Below are 14,615 nucleotides of genomic sequence, written 5' to 3'. Positions count from 1 at the left end.
TCAGTGGGCGTCGGGATACTGACGGTATGACCACGGTAGAGCATCTCGACACGATCGACCGGCTCCGCGGGCGGGAGTTCCCGAGCGAGCCGGTCCGGTCCGGCGGGCGGAGCAGCGGTCCGGGTTACCACCTGGTCCAGGTGGGCCGCACGGCGGACTTCTGGGAGGACGACGGTTCCGGGCGGATCGAGGCCACCGATCAGATCAACGCCGAATACGGGGCGCTCACCCAGGCCCTGGCCGACCGGTGGGGGCGGGCGCAGATCTTCAGTGTGAGATCGCTGGGCGAGCGCAGGCTGGAGGGGGAGGAGATACCGGAGCCGTGGCAGGAAGTGGGGGACAGCACCGACCATGTGCACCTGTGGCGGGCCGAGGACCACTGGCTCGTGGCCTACGTGGCCCAGTGGGGCGGCGGTGACCCGTACCTGCTGATGGCAGGGGTCACGGTGATCGACCCGCCCTAGACGCCGCCGGAGGACTCGGCCGCCGCGCGGAGGCGGGCGTACTCCTGGGCCATGGATTCGGCGGTCCAGTGGGCGTTGAGTCCGCTGGGGTTGGGCAGGGCCCAGACGCGGGTGGAGCCGATGGTCCGCTCCTGGGGGCCGATCATGGCCTTCCGTTCGCCAAAAGCCGTGCGGTAGGCGGTCACGCCGACCACGGCCAGCCACTGGGGGCGCAGGCGTTCCACCTTGGCCGTCAGGATACGGCCGCCCTCGCGGAACTCTTCGGCGGACAGTTCGTCCGCGCGGGCGGTGGCCCGGGCGACGACGTTGGTGATGCCCAGGCGGTAGGTCAGCAGCTCGTCCTGCTCGGCGGGGGCAAGCCGGCGCGGGGTGAAGCCCGAAAGGTGCAGCACAGGCCAGAAGCGGTTGCCGGGGCGGGCGAAGTGGTGGCCCGTCGCGGCGGAGAGGAGACCCGGATTGATGCCGCAGAACAGGACACGCAGACCGCCCGCGACCACGTCCGGGAGGACACGGTCACGGGCGGCGTCGAGCTGGTCGGGGGTCAGAGGATCGACCCCGGCGCGTACCCGGCGGCCTCCGGGTGCTGCTTGGCGATGGCCTCGACGCGGGAGACCACGGCCGCGACCTGGTCACCCGCGGCGCCCGTGAAGGACAGCTTGTCGGCCATGAGGGCGTCCAGCTGCGCGCGGTCCAGCGGCATCCGCTCGTCGGCGGCCAGCTTCTCCAGCAGCTCGTTGCGTTCGGCGCCCTGCTCGCGCATGGCGAGCGCGGAGGCCACCGCGTGTTCCTTGATGACCTCGTGGGCGGCCTCGCGGCCCACTCCGGCCCGCACCGCGCCCATCAGGACCTTGGTGGTGGCCAGGAAGGGCAGGTAGCGGTCCAGCTCACGGGCGACGACGGCGGGGAAGGCGCCGAACTCGTCGAGGACCGTCAGGAAGGTCTCCAGCAGGCCGTCGAAGGCGAAGAACGCGTCGGGCAGGGCCACCCGGCGGACGACGGAGCAGGAGACGTCGCCCTCGTTCCACTGGTCGCCGGCCAGCTCGCCGGTCATCGAGGCGTAGCCGCGCAGGATCACCATCAGACCGTTCACGCGCTCGCAGGAGCGGGTGTTCATCTTGTGGGGCATCGCCGAGGAGCCGACCTGGCCGGGCTTGAAGCCCTCGGTGACCAGCTCGTGGCCGGCCATGAGGCGGATCGTCTTGGCGATCGAGGACGGCGCGGCGGCCAGCTGCACCAGGGCGGTGACCACGTCGTAGTCGAGCGATCGCGGGTAGACCTGGCCGACGGAGGTGAAGGCCTGGGCGAAGCCGAGGTGGCCGGCGATCCGCTGCTCCAGGTCCGCGAGCTTGGCGGCGTCGCCGCCCAGCAGGTCGAGCATGTCCTGGGCGGTGCCCACCGGGCCCTTGATCCCGCGCAGCGGGTAGCGCTCCAGCAGGTCCTCGAGGCGGGCGTAGGCGACCAGCAGCTCGTCGGCGGCGGTCGCGAAGCGCTTGCCGAGGGTGGTGGCCTGCGCGGCGACGTTGTGGGAGCGGCCGGCCATGACCAGCTCGGCGTGCTCACCGGCCAGCTTGCCGAGGCGGGCGAGGACGGCGACCGTGCGGTCCCGGGCCAGTTCGAGCGAGAGCCGGATCTGCAGCTGCTCGACGTTCTCGGTGAGGTCGCGGGAGGTCATGCCCTTGTGGACGTGCTCGTGGCCGGCGAGGGCGTTGAACTCCTCGATCCGGGCCTTGACGTCGTGCCGGGTGACCTTCTCGCGCTCGGCGATGGAGGCGAGGTCGACCGTCTCCAGGACGCGCTCGTAGTCGGCGAGGGCGGCGTCCGGGACCTCGATGCCGAGGTCCTTCTGGGCGCGCAGCACGGCGAGCCACAGCCGCCGCTCCAGCGTCACCTTGTACTCGGGGGACCACAGGACGGCGAGCTCCGCGGAGGCGTAGCGGCCGGCCAGGACATTGGGGATGCGGGGCTTGGCTGTCACGTGTAGGGATTCTACTTGCGCCGCGGCTGTGCGTTTACGCAGGTAGGGGACGCGGCGCCGATTGTGTCTTACTACGAGACGTAGGGCAGCAGCTCCGGACGCTTCGCCGGGCGGCCGTCCCCCGACGAGCGGCCCGTCAGGCGGCGGCCGATCCAGGGCAGCAGGTGGCCGCGGGCGAAGCGCAGGTCCTCGACGCGGCGTACCGGCCAGCCGGGGGCGGCGGCGGGCGGCAGTTCGGCCCGCCAGTCGTCCTCGGCCGGGAGGCCCAGACTCTGCCAGACGGCCTCCGCCACCCTGCGGTGGCCCTCGGGCGTCAGGTGCAGCCGGTCGACGTCCCACATGCGCTGATCCGCGAGGACGGGAGCCCCGTAGAGGTCCACCAGCAGGGCGCCGTGCCGTTCGGCGAGCTCCTCCAGGATGCCGAAGAGCTCCTCCATGCGCGGGCGGAAGCGCTCCATCACCGGCCCGTTACGGCCGGGCGAACGCATCAGGACCAGGTGCTTGCAGGAGGGCGCCAGGAGCTCGACGGCCGATTCCAGGTCAGCGCGGACCCGGCCCATGTCGACCTTGGGGCGCAGGGTGTCGTTCAGGCCGCCGACGAGGGTCACCACGTCGGCGCCCATGGCGGCGGCCACCGGCGCCTGGTCAGTGGCGATCTGCCCGATCAGCTTGCCGCGGACCGCGAGGTTGGCGTAGCGGAAGCCCGGCTCACGCGCCGCGAGCCGCGCCGCGAGCAGGTCGGCCCAGCCCCGGTAGGAGCCGTCCGGGAGCAGGTCGGACATGCCCTCGGTGAAGGAGTCGCCGACCGCGACGAAACTGGTGTAAGAGGCATTCATCTCCATGGCGGGGTGAATGTTACCGCGCGGTACGGCGGCCCCGCACGGCTGCTGACCGTACGGGACCGCGACCAGGACCAGGACCGGGCCAGGAGCGGGTCAGGAGCGGGTCAGGCGGAGGGCGACCGGCCGAACAGCTCGCGCAGGACGTCCTCCATCGTGACCAGACCGGTCATGGCGCCGTCCTCCCCGAGGACCGCCGCCAGGTGAGTACGGCTGCGCCGCATGGCGGTCAGGACGTCGTCCAGCGGTGTCTCGGCCCGCACCTGTGCGATCGGGCGCAGCGCCGACACAGGGAACGGCTCATCGCGCTCCGCCACGTCGAGAGCGTCCTTGACGTGCAGATAGCCGAGGATCTTGTGCTGAGCGTCGATCACGGGGAAACGGGAGTACCCCGACCGCGCCGACAGCCGCTCCAGCCCGGCGGGCGTGATGCCCTCCCGGGCCGGAACCACGCGGTCCGCGGGCAGCACCACATCGGTGACCGGCCGCCGGCCCAGTCCCAGCGCGTCGTGCAGCCGCTCGCTCGCCCGGTCGTCGATGAGCCCCGCGTCACTGGAGTCCTTGACCATCCGCGCCAGCTCGTCGTTCGAGAAGGTCGCGGTCACCTCGCCCTTCACCTCCACCCGCAGCAGTCGCAGCAGGGCGTTGGCGAAGGCGTTGATCGCGAAGATCGCCGGCCGCAGCGCCCGGGTCAGCGCCACCAGCGGCGGCCCCAGCAGCAGCGCGGTCCGCACCGGCTCGGCCAGCGCCACGTTCTTCGGCACCATCTCGCCGAACAGCATGTGCAGGTAGGTCGCCAGCGCCAGCGCGACCACGAAGGAGACCCCGTGCGCCAGCCCGGACGGCACCCCGAAGAGGTCGAACACGGGAGTCAGCAGATGCGCGATGGCCGGCTCGGCCACCACGCCCAGCACCAGCGTGCACAGCGTGATGCCCAGCTGCGCGGCCGCCATCAGCGCCGACAGGTGCTCCAGGCCCCACAGCACCGCGCGGCCACGCCGGTCGTCCTGGTCGGCGTACGGCTCGATCTGGCTGCGCCGGACCGAGATCATCGCGAACTCCGCGCCGACGAAGAAAGCGTTGACGACCAGCGTCGCGAAGCCGATCAGCAACTGGATCGCGGTCATCGGGCCTCCTCCGTACCTTCGTCGCCGGCGGCTCCGTCCGGCATGCACAGCAGTACGCGCGCGGCCCGCCGCCCACTGGCGTCCACGACGTCCAAGCGCCATCCGCCCAGTTCCAGACTGTCGCCGACGGCCGGGATCCGGCCCAGCTCGGTCGCTATCAGCCCGGCCAGGGTCTCGTACGGCCCGTCCGGCACCCGCAGTCCGATGTGCCGGAGCTGATCGATGCGCGCGGCGCCGTCGGCGGAGTACAAGGTCCGTCCGCGGTCGTCCGTACCGGCCGGGGCCAGGTCGGAGGTCTCGTGCGGGTCGTGCTCGTCGCGCACCTCGCCGACGACCTCCTCGACGATGTCCTCGAGCGTGGCCACTCCGGCCGTGCCGCCGTACTCGTCGATGACCACGGCCATCGTCTGCTTCCCGGACAGCCGGTCCAGCAGCCGGTCCACGGTCAGCGACTCGGGTACGAGCAGCGGCTCGCGCAGGAGCTGTGAGACCGGGTAGCGGCGGCGTTCCTCGGCGGGCAGCGCCAGTACGTCCTTGATGTGGACCGTGCCGACGACGGTGTCGAGGCTGCCCCGGTAGACCGGGAAGCGTGACAGGCCCGTGGCCCTGGTCGCGTTGGCCACGTCCTCGGCGGTGGTCTGCACGTCGAGGGCGGTGACCTGTACGCGCGGGGTCATGACGTTCTCCGCGGTCAGGTCGGCCAGGTTCAGGGTCCGGACGAACAGCTCGGCGGTGTCCTCCTCCAGCGCGCCCGCCTTCGCGGAGTGCCGGGCCAGCGCCATGAGCTCCTGGGGCGTACGGGCGGAGGCCAGCTCCTCGGCGGGCTCCAGGCCGAGGCGCCGGACCAGGTGGTTCGCTGTGGTGTTCAGGTGGCTGATCAGGGGCTTGAAGGCCCGGCTGAACACCCGCTGCATGGTCGCGACCCGCTTGGCGATGGCCAGCGGGGAGGAGATCGCCCAGTTCTTCGGCACCAGCTCGCCGACGACCATCAGGACGACGGTCGACACCACGGTGCCGAGCGCCAGGGCGGCGGAGGAGGCTGCTGCCGAGGACATGCCCATGGCCCGGAACGGGCCCTGGAGCAGGGCGGCGATCGAGGGCTCGGAGATCATGCCGATGACCAGGCCGGTCACGGTGATGCCGAGCTGCGCACCGGAGAGCTGGAACGTGAGACTGCGGACGGCGGTGAGGGCGCTGTCGGCGCCGCGCTCACCGCGCTCGACGGCGCGTTCGAGCCCGCTGCGCTCGACGGTCGTCAGCGAGAACTCGGCCGCCACGAAGACTCCGCAGGCAACACAGAGCAGTAGCGCCACGGCGAGCAGGAGTACTTCGGTCATCGCTCGTTCACCTCCGTCCCATGATCAGTCAGGAGGAGGGGGACCGCGCGATGTCGCGTACGGGGATGTCGGGGACTGGGAGGCTCGCCCATGGGCGGACGCTCACACCTTTCGTTCAAGAGGAACCGTTGCCCCATGGTAAAGGAAAGGCAAAGGTGCTGGATCATTCTTTCGGCGGAGCGTGCGCGGTGATGGGATCCCGCAATGAACGATCTCCACATCGCTCCCGCCGCGGCGGCCGACCTGACCGCCGTCCTGGAGTTCTGGAAGGAAGCGGCCAAGGGCACGAGTTCAGTGACGACCTGCCCGGCGTCACGCGGCTCCACGACCGGGACCCGCAGGCGCTGCTGCTCGCCCGGCGCGACGGAGAACTCGTCGGCACCGTCATCGCCGGATTCGACGGCTGGCGCTGCCACCTCTACCGGCTGGCCGTCCACCCCGGACACCGCAGGCAGGGCATCGGCTCGGCGCTGCTCGCGGCGGCCGAGGAACGGTTCGCGGCGCTGGGCGGGCGGCGGGCGGACGCGATGGTGCGGGGCGGCAACGCGCGGGCGCACGGGGCGTGGGACGCGGCCGGCTATCAGCCCGAGGACACCTGGACGCGCTGGGTCAAACCGCTCAAGGGTTGAGCCCGCACCCGGCCGGACGGCCCCGGCCCGCGCCGGACACCCCTGGGTCGTGTCGTCAAAGTCCCTCCTGGCCGGTGGGGCCCCCTTCGGGCGGCCGGAGCTACTTTGACGACACTCCCTAGTCGCGGGAGCGGCGGGCCGAGCCGATGACGCAGTACGAGGTGGGCAGGGCCGGGCCGCGCTCAGGCATGCGGAAGGCGCGCTGCGACACGATCCGGAAGCCGGCCGCCTCGATCGAGGCGAGCGGGTCGCGCGCGGTGTGGCAGCCCCCGAACAGGCGTGGCCAGATCGTCCGGTCGAGGGCGCGCTGGACGGCGGCCATGCCGGGGCCGGGCGCGAGGCCGTGTTCGAGGAAACGCAGCTCGGCGTCCGGGCGCAGCACCCGGTGGAGTTCGGCCAGGGCGCGGGGAAGGCTTCGCACGGTGCACAGCACGAGGGAGGCGACGGCGACGTCGAAGGCCTCGCTCTTGACCGGAAGCGCCTCCGCCACACCCGGTACGAGGTCCACCGGGACCTCGGCGCGCAGCGCGGCGGACGACGCCAGCCGGCGCAGGCTCCGCTCCGGTTCGACGGCGACCACTTCGGAGACGGCGCGGGGGTAGTGCGCGAAGTTCAGCCCGTTGCCCGCGCCGATCTCGATGACGCGGCCGGACACGCCGTGCAGCAGCTCGCGGCGCAGCTCGGCCATACCGGCGCGGGTCTCGGCGGCGGTGCTGACGCGGGCGTAGAACCGGGCGAAGAGCGGGTGGTGGACCGTATCGGGGGGAGGTGCGGGCATGGCAGGCCTCCGGGCGGCGGATCGGGGCTGGTTCGAGTGCGGTGCGGGTGCCCTGCCGGGCTGTTCCCCGCCCGTACGCGCCCCGAAACCCGCCCTGCCCGCCCGGCCGCTACGCCGGGACCGCGCCGAGGGGCTCGGGTGCCCAGGCGGTCAGGAACGATTCCGCCGACCAGGTGCCGTGCAGGGCCGGCGACAGCCAGCCTGGGGCGGCCGCGCGGAAGCGGGCCGGGTCCAGGCGGCCGGAGCCCTGCGGCACGGCCCCCAGCAGCGGGATCCCGGAGACCTCGGGGAGGTCGGCCAGGTTGCAGCGGGAGGCCAGGTCCGGCGCGGCCGGCCAGCTGCCGACGACCACACCCAGCGGGGTCAGGGCCCGGGCGCGCAGGGCCTCGGCGGTCAGCGCCGTGGAGTTCAGCGTGCCGAGCCCCGCCGGGGCCACCACCAGGACCGGCGCCGACAGCAGCCGGGCCGCGTCGGCCAGGGTGTGGCCGGCCCCGTCGAAGCGTACGAGCAGCCCGCCCGCGCCTTCGACCAGTACGAGGTCGTGCGAGGCGGCCAGCCGCGCCGCCGCTTCCGCGATGTCGGCGGGAGCGAGCGACGGCAGGCCGGACCGCCGGGCAGCCGTGTCCGGGGCCAGGGGCTCGGGGTAGCGGGCCAGTTCCAGCGCGGTCACTGACGGGCCGGCGAGGCGGACGGCCTCGGCCGCGTCCCCGGGCTCGTCCGGGCCGACTCCGGTCTGCGCGGGCTTGAGGACCGCCACCGACCGGCCGGCGGCGACGGCGGCCGCCGCGATCGCCGAGGTGACCACCGTCTTGCCGATTTCCGTGCCCGTACCGGACACGACGAGTACGGACATCTCAGCCTTCCCGGGCCGCCGCGACCACCGCGCGGCCGATGCGGGCCACGTCGTCGTCGCCGGTGATGAACGGGGGCATCGTGTAGATGAGGTCGCGGAACGGGCGCAGCCAGACGCCTTCGCGCACCGCCGCCCGGGTGGCCGCCGCCACGTCGACCTCGTGGGTCAGCTGGACCACGCCGATGGCGCCCAGGACGCGCACGTCCCGGACACCGGGGAGGCCGGTGGCAGGCGCCAGGCCTTCCCGCAGCCCCGCTTCGATGCGCTTGACCTCGCGCGGCCAGTCCTGGCCGAGCAGCAGGTCGATCGAGGCCAGCGCGACCGCCGTGGCGAGCGGGTTGCCCATGAAGGTCGGCCCGTGCGCGAGCACCGGTACGTCGCCCCGCGAGATCCCGTCGGCCACCCGCGCGGTGCACAGCGTCGCCGCCAGCGTGAGGTAGCCGCCGGTCAGCGACTTGCCCAGGCACATCACGTCCGGGGTGATCCCCGCGTGGTCCGCCGCGAAGAGCGCGCCCGTACGGCCGAAGCCGGTCGCGATCTCGTCCAGGATCAGCAGGACCCCGTACTCGTCGCACAGCTCGCGCAGCACCCGCAGATGGTCCGGGTGGTGGAAGCGCATGCCGCCCGCGCCCTGCACCACGGGCTCGACGATCACGGCGGCCAGCTCGTCCGCGTGCGCGGCGATCAGGGTGCGCAGGTGGTCGGCGTACGCCGGGTCCACGGGCGTGTCGAAGCCGCCGGGCGGCGCGTCCGCGAACACCTGCCGCGGCAGATGGCCCTGCCACAGCTCGTGCATCCCGCCCTGGGGGTCGCAGACGGCCATGGGCTGCCAGGTGTCGCCGTGGTAGCCGCCGCGCCAGGTCAGCAGCCGGGTCTTGCCGGACCGCCCCAGGGAGCGCCAGTACTGCAGGCACATCTTGACGGCGACCTCGACGGAGACCGAGCCCGAGTCGGACAGGAAGACGTGTTCCAGGCCGGCCGGGGTGATCTCGACGAGCTTCGCGGCCAGCCGGACGGCGGGCTCATGGGTGAGCCCGCCGAACATCACGTGCGACATCCGGCCGAGCTGGTCGGTCGCGGCCTCGTTCAGCACCGGGTGGTTGTAGCCGTGGATGGCCGACCACCAGGAGGACATGCCGTCGACCAGCTCCTCCTGGCCCTCGGCGGGCGCGGCGAGCCGCAGCCGGACTCCCGAGGCGGAGGCGACGACCAGCGGCTCCTGCCGGCCGGGCATCGGGCCGTACGGGTGCCAGACGTGCTGCCGGTCCAGCGCGAGCAGTTCGGCGGCCGACAGCACGTCGGGCTGGTGGTGCGGGTGGTACTGGTCAGGCATTGGGCGCGAGCTCCGTACCCGCACCGCGGCGGCGTACCGCCACCAGGTCCGGACGTACTTCGCCGGCCTCGGCCTGAGCGGGGGCCGGAGCGGCGGCGGCCGCCGGCTCCGCGTGCCCCGAGCAGCCGCCGCACGCCGAACCGCAGCCCGCCTCGGCCGCGCCGGAGCCCGATCCGCACGGCCCACCCGCATGGGCCGAGGCTGAGGCCGCGGCCGCGACGTCGGAGCGGTGCGCGGGAAGGGTCGTCGTACCGGCGCCCTCCACCTCGAAACCGGCGTCCGCGATCATGTCGAGGTCGGCCTGGCCGGCCTGTCCCTCGCTCGTGAGGTAGTCGCCCAGGAAGATGGAGTTCACCAGGTGCAGGGCCAGCGGCTGCATGGTGCGCAGGTGCACCTCGCGTCCGCCCGCGAGCCGGACCTCGACGTCGGGGCAGACGAACCGCACCATCGCCAGGATGCGCAGGGCGCGCTGCGGGGTGAGGTTCCACTCCTTGGCCAGGGGCGTGCCCTCGAAGGGGATGAGGAAGTTGACCGGGACCGAGTCCGGGTCGAGATCGCGCAGCGAGTAGACGACGTCGACCAGGTCCTCGTCGCTCTCGCCCATGCCCGCGATCAGGCCCGAGCAGGCCGACAGGCCCGCCGCGTGCGCCTTCTGCACGGTGTCGACCCGGTCCGCGTAGGTGTGGGTCTTGGTGATCTGCCCGTACGTGGCCTCGGAGGTGTTGAGGTTGTGGTTGTAGGCATCCGCACCCGCGTCGCGCAGCCGCTCGGCCTGGCCGTCGGAGAGCAGGCCCAGGCAGGCGCAGACCTCGACGCCCTCGTTCTGTTCCTTGATGGCCGCGATCGTCTTGCCGACGCGGTCGACGTCACGGTCCGTCGGACCGCGTCCGCTCGCCACCAGACAGACTCGCTTGGCGCCGCCCGCGACGCCGGCCGCGGCGGCCTCGGAGGCCTCCTCCGGCTTCAGCCACGTGTACTTGAGGATCTCGGCCTTCGATCCCAGACGCTGTGAGCAGTACGAGCAGTCCTCGGGGCAGAGCCCCGACTTGAGGTTGACCAGGTAGTTCAGCTTGACGCGGCGCCCGAACCACTGGCGGCGCACCTTGCCGGCCGCGGCCACCACGTCGAGCAGTTCGTCGTCAGAGGTCGCCAGCACGGCGAGTGCCTCTTCACGGGTCGGCAGCTCGCGCCGCAGTCCCTTTTCCACCAGGGTGTTCAGCAGGTCCATGGGCCCGATCCTGTCCCACACGACCACTCCCGGCCAAGGAGAGAACGGACAACATGGCCGGAACGGAGTGTGTGGATCGCCACATCTGTCCCTCGAGCCACGGCGGCTAGGGTCGAGCAGATCTGTCGACTGCCGACAAAACGCGAGGACCGCCGATGACCCAGCCCACCCCGGAACCCGAGGACGTCTTCGCCTGGATCGACGGCGCGGAGCAGGCCCGTGAGCAGGCAGGACTGGTACGGACCCTGCGCCCGCGGCCGTCGTCCTCGCCGCTCCTGGACCTGGCCAGCAACGACTATCTGGGCCTCTCCCGGCATCCCGAGACCGTACGCGGGGCGCGCGAGGCGGCCGAGCGGTGGGGTGCCGGGGCCACCGGATCGCGCCTCGTCACGGGCACGACCGAGCTTCATGCCGAACTCGAGCGGGAGCTGGCCGCCTTCTGCGGTTTCGAGGCAGCGCTGGTCCTTTCCTCCGGATATGCCGCGAATCTGGCCGCCGTGACCGCGCTGAGCGACCGGGGCACGCTCGTTGTCTCCGACGCCGGGAACCACGCCTCGATCGTCGACGGCTGCCGGCTCTCGCGCGCCGAGATCGCGGTCACCCCGCACGGCGACCCGGACCCGGCCCGCAAGACGCTCGCCGCCCACGAGGGCCGGGCCCTGTTGGTGAGCGACTCGGTCTTCTCCGTGGACGGGGACGCGGCCCCGCTCGCCGCGTACGCCGCCGCCTGCCGGGCCGAGGGCGCGGCCCTGGTCGTGGACGACGCGCACGGACTCGGGGTGCTGGGCGAGGGAGGCCGGGGTGCCCTGCACGCGGCCGGGCTGGCGGGCGCGCCCGGGGTGGTCGCGACGATGACCCTCTCGAAGTCCCTGGGCAGCCAGGGCGGCGTGGTGCTGGGACCGGCCAAGGTCATCCGGCACCTGATCAACACCGCCCGCACCTTCATCTTCGACACCGGACTGGCCCCGGCCGCCGCGGGCGCGGCGCTGGCGAGCCTGCGCCTGCTCCAGCGCGAACCGGAACGCGCCGCCCGCGCCCGCGAGGTGGCCGCCCAGCTGTACGGGCGGCTCACCGCGTCCGGCCTGACCGCGGCCAGGCCGGACGCGGCCGTGGTGTCGGTACGGGCCCCGTCGGCCACGGCGGCACTGCGCTGGGCCGCCGACTGCCGCGAGGCAGGTCTGTCCGTGGGGTGCTTCCGTCCGCCGTCGGTGCCGGACGGCATCTCCCGGCTCCGCTTGACCGCCCGGGCCGATCTCACGGGGGAGGAGATCGAACGGGCCGTCGAAACGATCCTGTGGACCGCTCCGGCGGGAGCCACGGACCGGTAGGCGGCGCTACGGGAGCACGTCCGCCCGTACGGAGGCGAGGAAGCCGTCCCAGACCGGCCCGGTGAAGAGCACGGCCGGGCCGTCCGTCCGCTTGGAGTCGCGGACGGCCAGCAGACCGCCGGTGAGGGCGGCCGCTTCCACACAGTTGTTCATTCCGGTACTGCGGCTGCTCCGCCGCCACCGCGCGCTGTTCAGAAGTCCGCTGGTGGATAAGGGGGTTGCGGACACGGGGGTGCCTCCTTACGCGTCGTCAGCGATTGAGCTGATGAGATCCGACGAGTCCTGGGGCGGGAGGGCATGCGCCTGGATGGTGCGGAACGCGGCGCCGTAAGCCTCTAGGTCTTCCTTCCGCTCCAGATAGAGGCTACTCGTCAAATGGTCGAGTACCACCACATCCAGATCGGCGATGTCCGGAAATGAGAAGATGACGAACGGTCCGGTGAGGCCGAGATGTCCCCCCACACTGAACGGCAGTATCTGGAGCCGCACTTGGGGCAGCCGCGACACCTCCACCAGATGCCTCAGTTGCTCCTCCATCACCCCCGGCCCGCCGATCTGGCGGCGCAGCACCGCCTCGTCCAGTACGGCGCTCAGCTCCAGCGGCGGATCCGCCCGCAGCACCGACTGCCGTGCCAGCCGCACGTCGACCAGCGCGTCCACCTTCGGCTCCGGCAGCCCGCCCAGCGCGGCCCGGGTCACGGCCCGCGCGTAGTCGGTGGTCTGCAACAGGCCGGGCACCACGGACAGTTCGACGGTCCGGGCCGAGCGGGCCCCGGCCTCCAGGCTGATGAAGTCGCGGTACCCCTGGGGCAGCAGACCCCGGTAGTCGTGCCACCACTGGCGGCCCCGCGCCGTGTCGAGGTCCGTGCCGGGACCGGCCGCCGAGGCCCCCAGGGCCTCCAGGAGAGCCCGCTGCTGGGCGCTCACGACATCCCCGTAGGCATCGAGGAGCAGGCGGATGTCCTCCGCCCTGACGCCGCTGCGGCCCGTCTCGATGCGGCTGATTTTCGACTGGTGCCACCCCACGATCCGGGCCACCTCACCGCTGGTGAGCCCGGTACGGTCGCGGAGGGCACGCAGTTCCTCGCCGAGCTTGCGCCGACGCACCGCGGGACCGTGCTGCATACCCGCTCTCCTTCCACCGGCACAGCTCGCACCAGTCTGCCGTCCAAATACGCTCTTCCGTAGCAGAGTTCACCGCATTGGGGGACAGGCATATGCATATCTTGGGGGAACGGCGGAAACGGCGGCACGATGGGTGACACTCTGGCGCTCAGCGTAGATCCGGGACGGTTCCGCCCCGGTGGGAAAGGGACGTCGCCATGGCAGATCAGCAGGAAGCATCCGTCACTCTGCCGAGCGAGCCGGTCTCGGTCGCCGCCGCCCGCCGGTACGTCGCCCAGGTACTGGGCTCATGGGGATTGTCCGAGGACACCGACACCGCCGACAGCGTCCGGCTGATCGTCTCCGAACTCGCCACCAACTCGGTGCAGCACACGTTCGGCAAGTCGCCCACCTTCACCGTCGACGTCCGGCTGGAACGCGAGGAGTGGCTGCGCATCGGGGTGACCGACAGTCACCCCCGCTGGCCCAGGAGGCTCCCCGCCGCCGTGCAGCAGGACAACGGCCGGGGGATGGTCATCATCCGCTGGCTGGCGGCGGAGGCGGGTGGCCGGCTCTCGGTCAGCCCGACCGAGGACGGCGGCAAGACCGTGTGGATCGCGCTGCCCTGGCCGGCCGGCGCTCCCGCCCAGACCGCCCGGGGCTGCTGACCCGGCGCCCCGGGCCCCGCCGCCGGCCCGTTACGCGATGCCGCGCTCCACCGCGCTGCGCTCGATGCACAGCTCGTTGCCCTCCGGGTCGGCGAGGACGACCCACCCCATCACCCCGTCCTCGGCGCGCCGGTCGTCCACGACCCGCGCCCCCAGCCCGACCAGCCGCTCGACGGTCTCGTCCCGGGTTCCCGCGGGCGGCTGGATGTCCAGGTGGACGCGGTTCTTCACGGTCTTGGCGTCCGGCACGCGGATGAACAGGATCCCGGGCACGCCCGGCTGTCCGGACTCCAGCAGGATCTCGTCGTCGCCCTCCACGTCGTCCGGGTGGATCGGGTAGCCGGTCACGGCCGACCAGAACTCGGCGATCTTGTAGGGGTCGAGAGCGTCGAAGGTGATGTGCTGGACAGGATTGAGAAACATGCGTCTCCTCATGAGGGGCCCGTATGCGGATCCGTATACGGAACCACGCGCGCGGGGCCCCGGAGTCGAACCGAGTGACTCCACGAAACGTGGGTTAACTCAACGGAAAAACACGGGCCCTAGCGTGGCGGCCGTGTTCGTCCGCCAATGATCACCCATGATCCGGTAGAGCGGCCCGGCGCGAAGTTGATCCTGTCCCGGAAGCTTGGTGATACGTGTGCAACTGACTCCGCACGAACAAGAGAGACTCCTGATCCATGTGGCCGCCGACGTGGCCGAGCGGCGACGGGCGCGCGGGCTGCGGCTCAACCACCCCGAGGCCATCGCCCTGATCACCTCGCACCTCCTCGAAGGGGCCCGCGACGGGCGCAGCGTGGCCGAACTGATGGCGTCCGGCCGCGCCGTCCTCGGCCGTGACGAGGTCATGGAGGGCATCCCCGAAATGATCCACGACGTCCAGGTCGAGGCGACCTTCCCGGACGGCACCAAGCTCGTCACCGTCCACGACCCGATCGTCTGAGGGGAGTAC

16 protein-coding genes and 1 pseudogene are annotated in these 14,615 nt (G+C 72.2%); 5 read left to right on the top strand and 12 right to left on the bottom strand.

Annotation, left to right across the window (positions count from 1 at the left end):
- Window positions 1-26 precede the first annotated feature (26 nt).
- On the top strand, window positions 27-464 hold the full coding sequence (locus ACWDYJ_RS03975) for a hypothetical protein (RefSeq protein WP_451563869.1): 438 nt from the start codon (window positions 27-29) through the stop codon (window positions 462-464).
- Here ACWDYJ_RS03975 and mug read toward each other — a convergent pair.
- The 5 genes from mug to ACWDYJ_RS03950 all read right to left on the bottom strand — a co-directional run bounded on the left by mug (window position 461) and on the right by ACWDYJ_RS03950 (window position 5,742).
- Entirely contained in the window at window positions 461-1,009 is a 549-nt protein-coding gene (mug, locus tag ACWDYJ_RS03970) for a G/U mismatch-specific DNA glycosylase (RefSeq protein WP_451563899.1), read from the bottom strand. The two genes, ACWDYJ_RS03975 and mug, sit on opposite strands and share 4 nt — an antisense overlap.
- Window positions 1,006-2,439, bottom strand: a complete 1,434-nt coding sequence (gene purB / locus ACWDYJ_RS03965; protein WP_451563868.1) for an adenylosuccinate lyase — start codon at window positions 2,437-2,439, stop codon at window positions 1,006-1,008. Before purB ends, mug begins: the two co-directional genes overlap by 4 nt.
- Window positions 2,440-2,510: 71 nt before the next feature.
- Window positions 2,511-3,281: an SGNH/GDSL hydrolase family protein gene (locus ACWDYJ_RS03960; RefSeq protein ID WP_451563867.1), complete on the bottom strand. Its 771-nt coding sequence runs from the start codon at window positions 3,279-3,281 to the stop codon at window positions 2,511-2,513.
- A gap of 104 nt (window positions 3,282-3,385) precedes the next feature.
- On the bottom strand, window positions 3,386-4,405 hold the full coding sequence (locus ACWDYJ_RS03955; protein ID WP_451563866.1) for a hemolysin family protein: 1,020 nt from the start codon (window positions 4,403-4,405) through the stop codon (window positions 3,386-3,388).
- Complete coding sequence (locus tag ACWDYJ_RS03950) at window positions 4,402-5,742, bottom strand: hemolysin family protein (protein WP_451563865.1); 1,341 nt, start codon at window positions 5,740-5,742, stop codon at window positions 4,402-4,404. The genes ACWDYJ_RS03955 and ACWDYJ_RS03950 overlap by 4 nt, the downstream gene beginning before the upstream one ends.
- Window positions 5,743-5,946: 204 nt before the next feature.
- Here ACWDYJ_RS03950 and ACWDYJ_RS03945 point away from each other — a divergent pair.
- Window positions 5,947-6,371 (top strand): annotated as a pseudogene (locus tag ACWDYJ_RS03945) (GNAT family N-acetyltransferase).
- A 118-nt stretch (window positions 6,372-6,489) separates the two neighbouring features.
- On the opposite strand, the gene ACWDYJ_RS03940 reads toward ACWDYJ_RS03945, so the two are convergent.
- From ACWDYJ_RS03940 to bioB, 4 genes are all read right to left on the bottom strand, one after another.
- Complete coding sequence (locus ACWDYJ_RS03940; RefSeq protein ID WP_451563864.1) at window positions 6,490-7,149, bottom strand: class I SAM-dependent methyltransferase; 660 nt, start codon at window positions 7,147-7,149, stop codon at window positions 6,490-6,492.
- A 109-nt stretch (window positions 7,150-7,258) separates the two neighbouring features.
- On the bottom strand, window positions 7,259-8,002 hold the full coding sequence (gene bioD, locus ACWDYJ_RS03935; protein WP_451563863.1) for a dethiobiotin synthase: 744 nt from the start codon (window positions 8,000-8,002) through the stop codon (window positions 7,259-7,261).
- A 1-nt stretch (window position 8,003) separates the two neighbouring features.
- Window positions 8,004-9,335 (bottom strand): adenosylmethionine--8-amino-7-oxononanoate transaminase, encoded by a 1,332-nt coding sequence (locus tag ACWDYJ_RS03930; protein ID WP_451563862.1) that lies wholly within the window; start codon window positions 9,333-9,335, stop codon window positions 8,004-8,006.
- The gene (bioB, locus tag ACWDYJ_RS03925; RefSeq protein ID WP_451563861.1) at window positions 9,328-10,563 is read right to left on the bottom strand and encodes a biotin synthase BioB; all 1,236 of its coding nucleotides are present in this window, start codon (window positions 10,561-10,563) and stop codon (window positions 9,328-9,330) included. Before bioB ends, ACWDYJ_RS03930 begins: the two co-directional genes overlap by 8 nt.
- Before the next feature lie 155 nt (window positions 10,564-10,718).
- Between bioB and ACWDYJ_RS03920 the strand changes: the two genes are divergently transcribed.
- Complete coding sequence (locus ACWDYJ_RS03920; protein WP_451563860.1) at window positions 10,719-11,891, top strand: 8-amino-7-oxononanoate synthase; 1,173 nt, start codon at window positions 10,719-10,721, stop codon at window positions 11,889-11,891.
- A gap of 6 nt (window positions 11,892-11,897) precedes the next feature.
- On the opposite strand, the gene ACWDYJ_RS03915 is transcribed toward ACWDYJ_RS03920, so the two are convergent.
- On the bottom strand, window positions 11,898-12,119 hold the full coding sequence (locus tag ACWDYJ_RS03915) for a DUF397 domain-containing protein (RefSeq protein ID WP_451563859.1): 222 nt from the start codon (window positions 12,117-12,119) through the stop codon (window positions 11,898-11,900).
- 12 nt (window positions 12,120-12,131) lie between these two features.
- Window positions 12,132-13,016 (bottom strand): helix-turn-helix domain-containing protein, encoded by an 885-nt coding sequence (locus ACWDYJ_RS03910; RefSeq protein ID WP_451563858.1) that lies wholly within the window; start codon window positions 13,014-13,016, stop codon window positions 12,132-12,134.
- Between the two features lie 197 nt (window positions 13,017-13,213).
- On the opposite strand from ACWDYJ_RS03910, the gene ACWDYJ_RS03905 reads away from it, so the two are divergent.
- Window positions 13,214-13,663, top strand: coding sequence for an ATP-binding protein (locus tag ACWDYJ_RS03905; protein ID WP_451563857.1), 450 nt, complete (start codon window positions 13,214-13,216; stop codon window positions 13,661-13,663).
- A gap of 30 nt (window positions 13,664-13,693) precedes the next feature.
- On the opposite strand, the gene ACWDYJ_RS03900 is transcribed toward ACWDYJ_RS03905, so the two are convergent.
- Window positions 13,694-14,086, bottom strand: coding sequence for a VOC family protein (locus ACWDYJ_RS03900; RefSeq protein WP_451563856.1), 393 nt, complete (start codon window positions 14,084-14,086; stop codon window positions 13,694-13,696).
- A gap of 217 nt (window positions 14,087-14,303) precedes the next feature.
- On the opposite strand from ACWDYJ_RS03900, the gene ACWDYJ_RS03895 reads away from it, so the two are divergent.
- The gene (locus ACWDYJ_RS03895) at window positions 14,304-14,606 is read left to right on the top strand and encodes an urease subunit gamma (protein WP_451563855.1); all 303 of its coding nucleotides are present in this window, start codon (window positions 14,304-14,306) and stop codon (window positions 14,604-14,606) included.
- Window positions 14,607-14,615: the final 9 nt, after the last annotated feature.

Source organism: Streptomyces sp. NPDC003042, from assembly GCF_053591315.1.
Note: the sequence above shows the minus strand (reverse complement) of the source record. Positions and strands in the feature narration are given on the sequence as shown.